This window comes from Halorubrum rarum (assembly GCF_048380895.1).
Lineage (GTDB): Archaea > Halobacteriota > Halobacteria > Halobacteriales > Haloferacaceae > Halorubrum.
In genome coordinates this window covers 123,615-135,533 of record NZ_JBLWMN010000002.1, presented here as the reverse complement: position 1 = coordinate 135,533, position 11,919 = coordinate 123,615, and the positions used below count along the sequence as shown (strand labels likewise).

Genomic DNA, 11,919 nt, shown 5'->3' with positions numbered 1-11,919 from the left:
TAGGTCCCGATGGGGCCGAGGCACACGGCATCCAGTGCGAGCGTCGTCGACACGACGACGGCGCGTTGCTGTCGATCGCCGACCAACGGGTTCGTTTCGACCGGCGCGGTCGCTTCGCGTTCGCTACTGGCGAGTCACGTCCGACAGCGCCGGCGCTATCGTCTCCGGGTCGACCTCGCGTAACGGCGGTCGAACCCGACCGTCGCCGATCACGTCACGCTCACACAGCGCGGCCTTCGTCGCCGGCGCGAACCCGTGGTCGAGGCAGGCGTCGAACAGCCCACCGATGGCCTCGTGGATCCCGTCCGCCCGTTCGGTGGCGTCCTCGTCTACGGCCCGGTAGAGCTCCGCGAACGCCTCCGGAACGACGTTCGAGAGGGCGTGGACGCCACCCGTCGCGCCCATCCGGAGCGACGGTAAGAGGAGGGCGTCGAACCCCTGGAGGAGGACGAACTCCTCGGGCGTTTCACGGAGGAGCCGGCAGAAGCCGGTGAAGTCGCCGCTGGAGTCCTTCGCACCGACGACGTTCGGATGCTCGGCGAGCGCCGCGACGGTGTCGACCGAGAGGGGGTTTCCCGTACACGAGGGGATGTCGTACACGAACACCGGCAGCGGGGAGCCGTCGGCGACCCGTTCGAGGAACGCCCGATTGCCGCCCGCTCCGGACTCGGCGTGGAAGTACGGCGGGGTCGCGACGACCGCGTCGGCACCGGCGTCGGCGGCGCGGTCCGCGTGCGACAGCACGTCCGGAACGGCGGTGTCGGCGACTCCGGCGAGCACCGGGCGTCCGTCGGCGTTCGCGACGGTCGTCTCGACGACCGCCTCGCGTTCCGCCGCGGTCAGGCTCGCGAACTCGCCGGTGGTTCCGTTGGGAAAGAGTCCGACGACGCCCCCCTCGACCGCGTGCGCGACGACGTCGGCCAGCGCGTCGTGGTCGACGGTCTCCCCCTCGGTCCCCGTAAACGGTGTCACGAGCGGCGGTGTAACGCCGCGGAGCTCCCGTGTGAAGTCCATGCAGGTTCGTCCGACGCCACCCACCTATCCGTTTCCCTCCCGGCGAAGCGGTTCGATCGCTCGCTGTACTCCGACATCGCCACCGGGCCGACCGACGGCTATCGCCAGCCGTGATCGGTCGTGTTGAGCCGCGTCGAGCCGTCCTCGGTGACGACGAGGAGGTCCTCGATCCGGCAGCCGTACTCGCCGTCGAGGTAGATTCCCGGCTCGACGGAGAACACCATTCCCGGCTCCAGATCGCGGTCGTTGCCGGCGACGACGTACGGTTCCTCGTGGACGTCGAGTCCGACACCGTGTCCGGTGCGGTGGACGAACGCCTCGCCGTAGCCCGCGTCCTCGATCACCTCGCGGGCGGCGCGGTCGACCGCCTCGACCGGCGTGCCGGGTTCGACCGCGTCGACCGCGGCGGCGTGGGCGTCTCGCACGACCCCGTGGATCCGCTCGTATCCCGCGGACGGTTCCCCGTCGAACACGAGCGTTCGGGTCTGATCCGAGGGGTAGCCGTCGACGCGCGTTCCGAAGTCGAGCACGACCGGATCGCCTGCACGGACCGTCCGGTCGCTCGGGTGATGGTGAGGCTTCGCGCCGTTCGCGCCCGCGGCGACGATCGTCTCGAAGGCGACGCCGTCGCCGCCGCGGTCGGCCAGCCGGTCGTCGATCCACCCCGCGAGCTCCGCCTCGGTTCTCCCGACCGCATCGGCCCCCAACTCGCGGAGGTCCTCGACGACGGCGTCCGCGATCGCGGCGGCCGCCCGCAGGGCGGCGAGCTCGGTATCGTCCTTCCGGATCCGGAGTTCCGCGAGCGCCTCGCTCGCCAGTCCCCACGTCGCGTCCGGCGCGGCGGCACGGAGGTCGTGGGTAAACCGCGCCCACATCGTGTCGTCGACGAGGAGGCGTCCGTCGCGGACGCCGCGGTCCTCGAGCAGTTCGCGAACGGAGGCGATCGGGTCGTCACCGTCTCCCCACGTTCGGACGTCGGCGACCGACGTCGTCTCGCGCACCTGCGCCCCGGACAGTTCCGGGACCAGGAAACACGGATCCCCGTCGGCAGGCACGACGAACAGGAAGTGTCGTTCGCTCGGCTCCTCGACGATCCCCGTCAGATACTGGAGGTTCCGGCTCGGGACGCAGACGGCGGCGTCCGCCCCGAGCGCACGGAGCCGGTCCGCCGTGCGGTCGCGTCGGCGCTCGTGGACGTCATCGCTCATACGCGGCGTCGGGGCGGGACCGATATATAAATCGAGGTGTCGACGGTGGCCGACAGGCGGCGCTTAACTATATGTGGACGCCTGCTACTTCGTCTCATGGCCATCGAGGAATCCTCGACGTTCGACTGTCCGAACTGTGGAACGACGGCTCCGTCGGCGTCGGTCCCGTACGACACGCTCGGGTACGCCGTCTGTCCGATCTGTGCGTTCGTGTCGGGGCCCGCGGACGACCGCTGAGCGGGTGCGAACCGTCGCGGTCGGAACCGGGCTCTTTTCTCACGGTCGGAACCGCGCTCTTTTACCCGCGGCGACGGCCCTCTCGTGTATGGACTGGACGCTCTCGCGGGAGGACGACGTCGTGACGGAATGGGAGCGATCGGACGGGTACGCGACGGTTCGACTCCGCGAGCGCGGGGACGGGACGTTCGTCGTCCGACTCGACGTGATGGAGCAGGCCGTCGACGGTCGCGTGTACGAGCGCGAGCGCTACGACACCCGCGAGGCCGCCGCGGACCGAGCCGCGGCGTGGCGGGCGGCGTACTCGCCCGAGGAGTGACTTCTCCCACGACGGCTCTGTTGAAATCCTCAACTGCTGATATGCTCTCGCCGGTGTGCTGAATATGGAGGATGTATGCAGCACAGCGATCACGTTCATTCCGGCTCTGATCTACCGAATCGCCTGTGCTCTTCGAACTACGTATTGACAGAGTCACTCCGAAAATCCGGATTCCAAGGGTGTGCGGTCGAGGCCGACAGTGTCGTAGTCCTGCTCGGTCGAAAGAACACACTCCTCGCCGGTCGTGACGAGTCCGGCATGAAGTGCGTCAAATGGTGTGAGATCGTACTCATCGAGGAACGCTGCGGCGGCCAGAACCGCGTCCTCGTGTTCTTTCGGGACGATCGGAACTAGTTCGAGCAGGTTGGTGATCGCCCGTGGTGCGTCGATCTCATACTCGGCAGTTTCACGGTCGTAGAACAGCACCAGCACCTCGGCATATGCAAGTATCGATGTGTGAATGTCATCGCGCTCGTCGAGGGCGCGGATTGCGGGCTCCTGAAGCCAGTCATCATCCTTTACCAACGCTGTGAGAAAATCAGTTTCGACGTACACAGGTCACTCCTCACCGGCCTGTGACCGGGCTTCTGCTTCCTCACGAACTTCTCGAGAGATCGCCTCACGCGCGTCTGTTTTCAGATCGGCGGCTTCCGTCTCTACGAACGCATCGCCAACGGCAGCTCGGAGCCCCGCTATCGGGTCCTCGTCGACAGGGAAGAGAGCGACATGACTCGGGAGTTCGACGATGCGGTACTGGTTACCGAACCTTTCTCGGACGTCTTTTGGGAGGTAAATCCGCCCTCGTTCGTCCGTCGATTTTGACATGGTGTACTATCGTGTTGTACGGGAAGATTCAAAAATATTCCCGTGATTGTACTATATTTCACGTCTACTTTCCCGTCTCTACCTGTACTGAGCGATCCGTACTTCAGCTTTCTTGATCGATAGCGGGAGTGGGTGTACCAGATCGGTGGCGCGAGTATTTATACGTGGAAATGCGGTTTTGCTGTCGACTATTTATAAAGAATCTCGCTCGGATCGACGATGAACGCCTGCAAAGCCCCAGCCGATCGCTTATAAGCGGTCCTACTCAGATCGACGGTACACACCTGCAAAGCCCCAGCCGCGACGGCTCGCGCGCCTTGCTGCGCGCCTCGCTCGCGTGGCTCGCTGTGGTGCTTGCTGCGGCGAGCTTCGCCCCACCGGGAGACTCCGTCTCCCGAGCCCCCGCTCACTCCGTTCGCGGGGATCACGGCTGCCCCTTTGAGTCCCCCCCACACAGCACCGCACCCGCGCCTCACGCCTCCCCAGCCTCGTCAGGGGCGGTCGCCGGAACCGCTCGGCGACCGCCCCTGACTCCCTCGCACGCGCTCCTCGCGCCCGGTGGGCGCTCGGAGGCGCGCGCCACCGCATCAGCTCTTTATAAGTAGCCATCGCCGTCACTACGGCCATTTAAATAGTAGATCGCGACCGGCAAACTACAATACTCACTCCCGCTATCGATCGTCGCTGTGTCCGTACTGGCCGGACGGGATCGTGATTACTGCTCGTCGTTGATCGGTTCGACGATGACCGTTCCGTCCCCGAGCACGGTGACCTCGTAGTCGGCATGAACGAACGAGACCGTGATCGCCTCGGAGTCCGGCTTGCCGCCCGTACAGAGGGCGTCGAGCCCGTCGGTGTCGATCGTGTCGTTCAGCGTTGGCAGGTCGATCGGGTCACGACCGGTCGCATCGCTCAGCGTCTCGACGACCGCAACTGACGGTGGCACCACTGACCAATCATAGCGACGGATCGTCGGATCGGAGACCTCGTTCATGCCGGCACTCCCTGTCCCGGAGCGAGTGATTCGGGACGGTGACCATCGGACTGTACGACGGTGTGGGAGGCAACGATCATCTGATATCCTCCGTTGTTCGAGGACCGACTTTTAAGTTCTGGTTCGTCGTGCTCGCCCGCTCTGCAAGATCCGTGGGTCGAGACACGTCCCGACGAACAGGGCGTCAGGATCCGGGACCGCGCGTGATCGGCGTTCGCGTCCTCCGTGGCGTTTCGGGACTCGCGGTAAGCGATTCGGTGCCCTCGACGAACACGCGCTCGACGGTCGGTACCGGGTCCGGATCCACGAGGAGCACGTCCGCGCGTGCGCCGACCTCGATCCGTCCCCTGTCGTGGAGACCGACCGCCTCCGCGGGGTTCCGCGTGACGCGGTTGATTCGAACCGGAAGCGGCTCGCCGGTGTCGACGAACGGAGCCGTGAGCAGTGACGGCGGGTGGTAGTCCGAGCACAGCACGTCGACGAGTCCGTCGTCGATCGCCGACCGAACTGAGAGGTTGTCCCACAGACTCCCGCCTCTGACGAGGTTCGGTGCGCCCATCGCGGTCGTCATCCCTCGCTCGGTCGCGTGTCCGGCCGCGTCGTGCGTGAGTGGATACTCACTGATCGACGCCCCGTGTCCGAGCATGCGGTCGACGTCAGCGGGCGTCTCGTCGTCGTGCGAGGCGAGCGGGACGCCGGCGGTCGCGGCCAGACCGGCGATCCGCGCCGACAACGACTCGCGGTCCGACGCCGAGAGCAGTTCGCGTTCGGCGGCCGCCTCCGCGACGCGCTCCGTGGGCCAGTTCCGGTCCTCGACGTAGTGTCGCTCGAACTCATCGCGGTCGAACTGGCCGTCTCCCGGCGCGTGATGCATCACCGAAACGAGATCGACGTCCACGTCGCTCCGCACCCGCTCGACCGCGTCGACGCTCGCCTCGGACAGCTCGCACCGAGCGTGCAGCCGGTTGTCCCCGAGGCAATCGGTCGCGGTCGCGACCTCTCGAGCGAGTTCGTTCGCGTCCGCGAACGTTCGGCCGTCGTCCGGCGAGTCCTCGAACGCAATGGCGTGGAACTTCGTCGTCACGCCGGTCAGTACGTTCACGCGATCCGCCATTGAGAGCGCCTGCCGGACGTCTACCCGGGCGTTCGACCGGGGATAGAGGTGTTGTTCGATGTCGTCGCCGTGAAGGTCGACGAGGCCGGGCATCACCACGCGTCCGTCCGCGTCGATGGTCTTCGAGCGGGGCAACGAGGTTCGTCCCGTCTCGCTCACGTCCGCAATGCGGTCGTCGATGAGAACGACTCGACCGTCGTCGATGACCTCCGTCGGCGTGACGACGCGTCCGTTCCTGATCTCGGTGAGTCCCGTCATGGGTCCGAACGGATCGCGGTGTTTCGTGGAGTGGTAAGCCGGCCCGAACGGGAGGCGGTCCGGTTCGAGGTCGGTTCCGTCGTCGTCGGAGCGGGGACGGTCAAGCGAGGGATCATAGACGCGACCCTACCGACAGTGTCCGCTTTGTTAATCACACCCAATAGATCGACGAGCGGACGGCTCCGGGGGGAGTATGAAGCCGCTACTCGTTCCGGGGTGGGTACATGGCTCCTACTAATACGTGCCAACGAGGTAACCGATCGCGTATGGACGACCAGTTCCCTGACTACGTTGGCGTCGACTACGACGCCGGCTTCGACGAGAGCGTCGACTCGTACCCGACGCTCGAATCGAAGGTCCGGCGGGCGACCGACGTCACCCGAACCGCCCTTGACCGGTACCGGAACCCGGCGCTGTTGTGGACCGGTGGCAAGGACTCCACGCTCGCGCTGTCCATCGCGGTCCGTATCGCCGACGAGGACGGTGTCGATCCGCCGACTGCGGTGTTTCTCGATCACCTCCAGCAGTTCACCGAGATCCGTACGTTCGTCGAGTGTTGGGCGGACGAGTGGGGACTCGACCTCGTCGTCGCTCGAAACGACAGTGTGGCAAGCGTCGTTCGGGATCGGGGCCTCAAACCGGGCGAATCGGTCCCGATCGATGACCTGACCGATCGAAACAAGTGGCACGTTCGGCGGATACTCGGGTTCGAAGAGGAGACGTTTCCGTTCCTGCTCGGAACCACCGTCGCCGACCATCTCCTGACGGAACTTCCGATCAACGACGTCCTGGACGAACACGATATCGACGGCCTCATCACGGGGACTCGCTGGGACGACGGAGGGATACGGGGCGACGACGTGACGCGGGACAACGGTACGACGCCGGACGAAGAGCGGACGCAGGGTGAAGAACGGACCTCGGACGAAGCGAACGGGCACGGCGACGAGCGGTTCTTCTCGCCGCGCCACGACTCGGACCGCTTCCCGCCACACGACCGGATCCATCCGCTCCTCCCGTTCACGGAACAGGACGTGTGGGGTTCGTTCTTCACGCACGTGTTTCCGGACGTCGTCGACGGCTATCCAGTCGGCCACGTTCCGGACTCTCCCGAGGACCTTCCGGACGGGATCGAACCGGCATCCGTTCCGGTCCCGTCGCTGTACTTCGACGGATTCCGATCGGTCGGGAACGAGGTGCCGACGTCGCGACCCGGCGATACGCCCGCGTGGACCCAGGCGTCGCACGAAACGACGCAGGACTCGCAGGGAACGGCACGGCGGGTCGGTCGGGGACGAGAGGACGCTGAGCTCACGGAACAGCTCGATCAACAGGGGTCGCTCTGAGATGGTCGGAACGACACACGAGACGTCCCTCGAGACCCCGACGCTGTTCGGAACGAGCGGGGTTCGCGGTCGCGTCGGCGTCGACGTCACCGCCGAGACGGCGTTGGCGATCGGTCGCGCCGTCGGAACGGACGGAGCGTCGCGGATCGTCGTCGGTCGCGACACGCGCGAGAGCGGCCGGATGCTGCTGGACGCCGTCGCCGCCGGGGCGGCCGAGTGCGGTGCCACCGTCATCGATCTCGGCGTGGTCTCGACGCCCACCGTCGCCCGCAGCGTCGGGTGGGAGCGGGCGGACGCCGGCATCGTCGTCACCGCCTCGCACAACCCGCCCGCGGACAACGGGATCAAGCTGTGGACCCCCGGCGGACAGGCGTTCGACGACCGACGGCGAACCGACGTCGAACGCGCCATCGACGCCGGGGCGTACGCGCTCGCCGACTGGGAGGAAGTCGGCGGCCGCCGCGACGGTCGCGACCGTGCGCTCCGTCGTCACCGGGACCGGCTGCTGGCGGCGATCGACGTCGCACAGGACAACGAGTCCTCCACGGACGGGGCCAGCGAGCCTCCCGCCGTCGTCGTCGACATCGGGAACGGAACGGGACGGATCACGGCCGACGTGCTCCACGACGCCGGCTGTTCCGTCGAGACGCTGAACGCCCAGCCAGACGGGCGGTTCCCCGGACGGGAGAGCGAGCCGACCGCGGAGTCGTGTTCCTCGTTGCGGTCGCTCGTCGCCACCGGTGCGGACGTCGGGATCGCTCACGACGGCGATGCGGACCGAACGCTCGCCGTCGACGACCGCGGGCGGTTCGTTCCGGGAGACGCGCTGCTCGCACTGTTCGGCCGTGAGGCCGCACGCGCGGGTGACGTCGTCGTCGCACCCGTCAACACGAGCCTCGCCGTCGACGAGGCGCTCGCGGAGGTCGGTGCCGAACTCGTCAGGACTCGGGTCGGCGACGTCCACGTGGCGGAACGCGCCACGGCGGAGAACGCCGTCTTCGGCGGCGAGCCCAGCGGTGCATGGATCTGGCCGGCGGAAACGCTGTGTCCCGACGGCCCCTTCGCGGCCTGCAAACTCGTCGATCTCGTCGCGAACCGCGGCCCGCTGTCGACCCTCGTGGACGATCTCCCCGCGTACCCGATCCGACGCGACGCGGTCCGAGTCGACGCCGGCACGGCCGGGAGCGCCACGGCCGGCGGGAGCCGGAGCGCCACCCGGATCGTCTCCGAGGTGGCGGGGCGGCTGTCGGATCGGTACGGGGAGGTGAGCACGCTCGACGGCGTGCGAGCGGAGACGGACGACGGCTGGATCCTCGTCCGGGCGAGCGGGACGCAGCCGCTGATCCGGCTGACTGCCGAGGGCCGAACGGACGCGAACGCCGACCGACTGCTCGAAACTGCCCGCGAGCTCGTGGGGGAGGCACTGTGAGCGACACGACGGACGAGGGGTCCGACACGGTGGGGTCGTCTCCCCGGATCGGCACCGACGAGGCGCTCACGCTGCTCGCGGATGGCTGTCGCCGCCGACTCCTGATCGAACTGATGGAGCGGGAGCCGGACGATTCCGTTCGGATCCGACCGGACGCGGACGACTCGCGTGTCGATACGAACGAACTGCCGTCGGACGGCGGGACCGACGACGTCGACCGCGCTTTCGATCGGTTGGCAGTCGAACTGTACCACAACCACCTGCCGCGGCTCGCGGCGGAGGACGTCATCTCGTGGGACGAGGAGGACGACGCAGTCGAGCGGGGAACCGCCTTCTCGGAGCTCAAACCGTTCGTCGAACGACTCGACCAGCACAGAGAGGAACTGCCGTCGGACTGGCGACCTACGGACCCTCGACCGGGGATTCGCGACCACGCCCGGCCGAGCGACGAACCGCACGGGTAGTACACGATGTCGTATCTCGATCGGGAGTACGCTACGTTCCACACGTGATATCACACATGATGTCTCTCATATGATGTTTCTCACATGATATCTCTCACATGATGTCTCTCAACACGCCCACCGTACCCCGTGTCACTCAGTTACTCAAAACAATTATCTAGTGAAAAATATCGCACTTACATACGGATTCGATGCGTGTGAAACGGTATGACAACTACCGACCTCGATGCGTGTCTCCAGTTGGTTGCCAACCGTCGGCGTCGGCGTGTCCTTCGGTACGTCCGAGACGACCCGGCTGAAACGGTGACCGTCGACGAACTCGTTGACGCGGTGAGCCGCGCCGACACGAGCGGAGCCGACGAACCCGGACCGGCGCTCGATCGGCGTCGGCTCGCCGTGTAACTGTCTCACACCCATCTCCCGAAGTTCGCTGAACACGGCGTCGTCGACTACGACCGCGACACCGGTACGGTCCGATATCTGCCGGACGAACGGGTCGAGGCGGTGTTGGACTCGCTCCCCGAAAACGCGGCGCTCGCACTGCGTTGAGGCCGGACGAGCGCGAGCACGGATCGGTCCCACGTCGCTTCCCGTCCGTCTTCGGGGGAGCGTCAAATCGCCGCCGATTCGCCTCGTGAGGACTCCCGCTACTCGGCGTCCGTCTCGTCGAGCCGCCAGGTGAAGATCGCTTTCAGGACCACGACCAGACTGTTCGTCTCGCCCTCGCCCCAGATGCCGGTTTCGGATCGCGGATCGGAGGGGTCCGCGTCCTCCCCGTTCACGAGCGCGCTCACGAGGGTCTTCCGTCCGTCGACCATCATGAGGCGGCCGGCGGACGTGTCCGACCACACCCACATCGACTCGAACGTCGTGACGTCGGTGACCTCGCTCCGGATCCGCTCCCGGACGTCGGCTGACACGCCCCCCAGCTTGATCGAGACGTCCCGCTCTGCAGCCTCCTGCAGGGCCTCGATCAACTCGGGAGTGAGGAGGTCGTCGACGGTCATGTACACGATCTCCTCGTCGGCCGTGGCGAAGAACTCCAGCACGCGATCGGTGACCGCCGATTCGCTTCCGACCGACCAGACCCCGCGCTGTTCGGCGCGGCGCTCGGCGGGTTCGAGTTCGGCGAGCGCCGTCCGCAGGACGTCCGTTCGGCGTCGAAACTCTCGCTCGAACGTCCGACTCGCCGTCTCGGTGGAGGTCGACCAGAACCGCCTCGGCGACGACCGTTGGACGTCGACGAGCCCCCGTTCGTGCAGTTCGTCGACCGCGTCGTACACCCGAGTTCGTGGCACGTCGGCGACCTGGCTCACGTCTCTCGCCGTCCCCTCCCCGAGGCCGGCCAGCGCCACGAACGTTCGGGCGGCGTAGGTACTCAGTCCGAACCGTTCGAGCTGCTCGATGGCGGCGGACGTCGGGTTCTCGGTTGGGTCGGAACTCATGGTTCTCGGTTGAGTCGGAACGCATGCTTCTCGCGGGGACTACTTCGTCTCGAACCCCGCCACGTGAAGTGGCCGGGCAGCACACAGCAGCAAAGTGGTTGGGACACGAGCTGAACTGCGTGCTAACTGCACTGTCGAACTACACCGGGATATAGTTGTTGTGATTAAACGGGTTACAGCACATATCACGTGATCCGCCCGGAGACGACGCTCGGAAACACACCGACCACGTGGTCACGGTGACGATACGGTCCGTTTCGACGTACCGGTGCTGATACGGTCCGTTTCGACGTACCCTTCAGTCGAACGAGTGCTCATCGCGAGGGGGGATCCACTCGTCGCGAGCAGTCACTCGCCGTCACAACAAGAGTGACAATACCTATCCGTCTCCCCCGTCAATCAACATTGAATCCTCGAAGGTTTGGGGAGGTTGGGACACATGGATACGACTGAAAACGCGGAGGAAGCGATCGAGATCCTCCAGCAACTCGGATTGAAGGAGTACGAGGCACGGTGTTTCGTCGGACTGTCTCGGCTGTCCACGGGGACGGCGAAGACGCTCAGCGAGATGACTGAGGTCCCGCGAACCCGGGTGTACGACGCGATCCGCGTGCTCGAAGCGCACGGACTCGTGGAGATACAACACTCGAGCCCGCAGCGGTTCCGGGCCGTGCCGCTGGACGAGGCGACGGAGACGTTCCGCAACCAGTACGAACGTCTGGTCGACCGCCTCCGAGTTGCCCTCGAAGCGGTCGACGCCGTCGAGGAGACGGCGGATTCGACGGTCCAGGAGGTGTGGGCGATGTCCGGACGGGACGCGATCGAGAACAGGGCGACGCAACTCATCGGGAAGGCGACCGACGAGGTCGTCATCGTCATCGGCGACGACTCCCTCCTGACACCGGAGCTCGTGGACGTCCTGAACGATATCGACGACGACATCGACCTCCTCGTGGGCGTGTTGACCGAGTCGGGTCAAGACCGGATCCGGGAGGCCGTGCCTCGGGCCAAGACGTTCGTGTCGGGACTCGAGTGGCTACATGGTGAGGGAGTCATGGCGGAGGAAACGGCGATCGGCCGGCTCCTCCTGATCGATCGGTCCACGATACTGGTGAGTTCGATCATGCCGGACAGCAAGGAGGAACAGGCGATCTTCGGCGAGGGATTCGGCAACGGGCTCGTCGTGATCGCCCGTCGTCTCATGGCGCAGGGACTGCTTTCCGTTCGCGACCCGTCAGGGTAACGGGGAGATAACTATCGGAGCGA

13 protein-coding genes and 1 pseudogene are annotated in these 11,919 nt (G+C 66.1%); 7 read left to right on the top strand and 7 right to left on the bottom strand.

Features of this window, described 5'->3' with window-relative positions:
• Window positions 1-123: 123 nt before the first annotated feature.
• Both ACNSN7_RS02365 and ACNSN7_RS02360 read right to left on the bottom strand, forming a co-directional pair.
• The gene (locus ACNSN7_RS02365) at window positions 124-1,014 is read right to left on the bottom strand and encodes a dihydrodipicolinate synthase family protein (RefSeq protein WP_418280375.1); all 891 of its coding nucleotides are present in this window, start codon (window positions 1,012-1,014) and stop codon (window positions 124-126) included.
• Between the two features lie 98 nt (window positions 1,015-1,112).
• Window positions 1,113-2,222: an aminopeptidase P family protein gene (locus ACNSN7_RS02360; RefSeq protein WP_418280374.1), complete on the bottom strand. Its 1,110-nt coding sequence runs from the start codon at window positions 2,220-2,222 to the stop codon at window positions 1,113-1,115.
• Window positions 2,223-2,318: 96 nt separating this feature from the next.
• Between ACNSN7_RS02360 and ACNSN7_RS02355 the strand changes: the two genes are divergently transcribed.
• Window positions 2,319-2,459, top strand: a complete 141-nt coding sequence (locus ACNSN7_RS02355) for a hypothetical protein (protein ID WP_418280372.1) — start codon at window positions 2,319-2,321, stop codon at window positions 2,457-2,459.
• Window positions 2,460-2,547: 88 nt separating this feature from the next.
• Window positions 2,548-2,778 carry a DUF7543 family protein gene (locus tag ACNSN7_RS02350; protein ID WP_418280370.1) on the top strand — a complete coding sequence of 77 codons (231 nt, stop codon included), beginning with the start codon at window positions 2,548-2,550 and terminating at the stop codon, window positions 2,776-2,778.
• A 153-nt stretch (window positions 2,779-2,931) separates the two neighbouring features.
• Here ACNSN7_RS02350 and ACNSN7_RS02345 read toward each other — a convergent pair whose 3' ends face one another.
• The 4 genes from ACNSN7_RS02345 to ACNSN7_RS02330 form a co-directional block, all read right to left on the bottom strand.
• Entirely contained in the window at window positions 2,932-3,333 is a 402-nt protein-coding gene (locus ACNSN7_RS02345; RefSeq protein WP_418280369.1) for a PIN domain-containing protein, read from the bottom strand.
• Between the two features lie 3 nt (window positions 3,334-3,336).
• Window positions 3,337-3,603, bottom strand: a complete 267-nt coding sequence (locus ACNSN7_RS02340) for an AbrB/MazE/SpoVT family DNA-binding domain-containing protein (RefSeq protein ID WP_209486781.1) — start codon at window positions 3,601-3,603, stop codon at window positions 3,337-3,339.
• Between the two features lie 715 nt (window positions 3,604-4,318).
• Window positions 4,319-4,597, bottom strand: coding sequence for a HalOD1 output domain-containing protein (locus ACNSN7_RS02335; RefSeq protein ID WP_418280367.1), 279 nt, complete (start codon window positions 4,595-4,597; stop codon window positions 4,319-4,321).
• 184 nt (window positions 4,598-4,781) lie between these two features.
• The gene (locus ACNSN7_RS02330) at window positions 4,782-5,969 is read right to left on the bottom strand and encodes an alpha-D-ribose 1-methylphosphonate 5-triphosphate diphosphatase (protein ID WP_418280366.1); all 1,188 of its coding nucleotides are present in this window, start codon (window positions 5,967-5,969) and stop codon (window positions 4,782-4,784) included.
• Between the two features lie 266 nt (window positions 5,970-6,235).
• On the opposite strand from ACNSN7_RS02330, the gene ACNSN7_RS02325 reads away from it, so the two are divergent.
• From ACNSN7_RS02325 to ACNSN7_RS02310, 4 genes and pseudogenes are all read left to right on the top strand, one after another.
• The gene (locus ACNSN7_RS02325) at window positions 6,236-7,315 is read left to right on the top strand and encodes a phosphoadenosine phosphosulfate reductase family protein (RefSeq protein ID WP_418280364.1); all 1,080 of its coding nucleotides are present in this window, start codon (window positions 6,236-6,238) and stop codon (window positions 7,313-7,315) included.
• A 43-nt stretch (window positions 7,316-7,358) separates the two neighbouring features.
• A complete protein-coding gene (gene glmM, locus ACNSN7_RS02320) occupies window positions 7,359-8,744 on the top strand; it encodes a phosphoglucosamine mutase (RefSeq protein ID WP_418280584.1) in 1,386 nt (461 codons plus the stop codon).
• Entirely contained in the window at window positions 8,741-9,208 is a 468-nt protein-coding gene (locus ACNSN7_RS02315; RefSeq protein WP_418280362.1) for a DUF7344 domain-containing protein, read from the top strand. The genes glmM and ACNSN7_RS02315 overlap by 4 nt, the downstream gene beginning before the upstream one ends.
• 207 nt (window positions 9,209-9,415) lie before the next feature.
• Window positions 9,416-9,757, top strand: a pseudogene (locus ACNSN7_RS02310) (DUF7344 domain-containing protein).
• Between the two features lie 98 nt (window positions 9,758-9,855).
• Here ACNSN7_RS02310 and ACNSN7_RS02305 read toward each other — a convergent pair.
• Window positions 9,856-10,653 carry a TrmB family transcriptional regulator gene (locus tag ACNSN7_RS02305; RefSeq protein ID WP_418280361.1) on the bottom strand — a complete coding sequence of 266 codons (798 nt, stop codon included), beginning with the start codon at window positions 10,651-10,653 and terminating at the stop codon, window positions 9,856-9,858.
• 439 nt (window positions 10,654-11,092) lie between these two features.
• On the opposite strand from ACNSN7_RS02305, the gene ACNSN7_RS02300 reads away from it, so the two are divergent.
• Window positions 11,093-11,896 (top strand): TrmB family transcriptional regulator, encoded by an 804-nt coding sequence (locus ACNSN7_RS02300; RefSeq protein ID WP_418280360.1) that lies wholly within the window; start codon window positions 11,093-11,095, stop codon window positions 11,894-11,896.
• Window positions 11,897-11,919: the final 23 nt, after the last annotated feature.

Excerpts from the sequence above, each read along its gene's own strand:
- ACNSN7_RS02350 (WP_418280370.1), top strand. The coding sequence starts at position 2,548 with ATGGACTGGACGCTCTCGCGGGAGGACGACGTCGTGACGGAATGGGAG.
- ACNSN7_RS02305 (WP_418280361.1), bottom strand. The coding sequence starts at position 10,653 with ATGAGTTCCGACCCAACCGAGAACCCGACGTCCGCCGCCATCGAGCAG.
- ACNSN7_RS02340 (WP_209486781.1), bottom strand. The coding sequence starts at position 3,603 with ATGTCAAAATCGACGGACGAACGAGGGCGGATTTACCTCCCAAAAGAC.
- ACNSN7_RS02300 (WP_418280360.1), top strand. The coding sequence starts at position 11,093 with ATGGATACGACTGAAAACGCGGAGGAAGCGATCGAGATCCTCCAGCAA.
- ACNSN7_RS02365 (WP_418280375.1), bottom strand. The coding sequence starts at position 1,014 with ATGGACTTCACACGGGAGCTCCGCGGCGTTACACCGCCGCTCGTGACA.
- ACNSN7_RS02325 (WP_418280364.1), top strand. The coding sequence starts at position 6,236 with ATGGACGACCAGTTCCCTGACTACGTTGGCGTCGACTACGACGCCGGC.
- ACNSN7_RS02330 (WP_418280366.1), bottom strand. The coding sequence starts at position 5,969 with ATGACGGGACTCACCGAGATCAGGAACGGACGCGTCGTCACGCCGACG.
- ACNSN7_RS02360 (WP_418280374.1), bottom strand. The coding sequence starts at position 2,222 with ATGAGCGATGACGTCCACGAGCGCCGACGCGACCGCACGGCGGACCGG.
- ACNSN7_RS02335 (WP_418280367.1), bottom strand. The coding sequence starts at position 4,597 with ATGAACGAGGTCTCCGATCCGACGATCCGTCGCTATGATTGGTCAGTG.
- ACNSN7_RS02355 (WP_418280372.1), top strand. The coding sequence starts at position 2,319 with ATGGCCATCGAGGAATCCTCGACGTTCGACTGTCCGAACTGTGGAACG.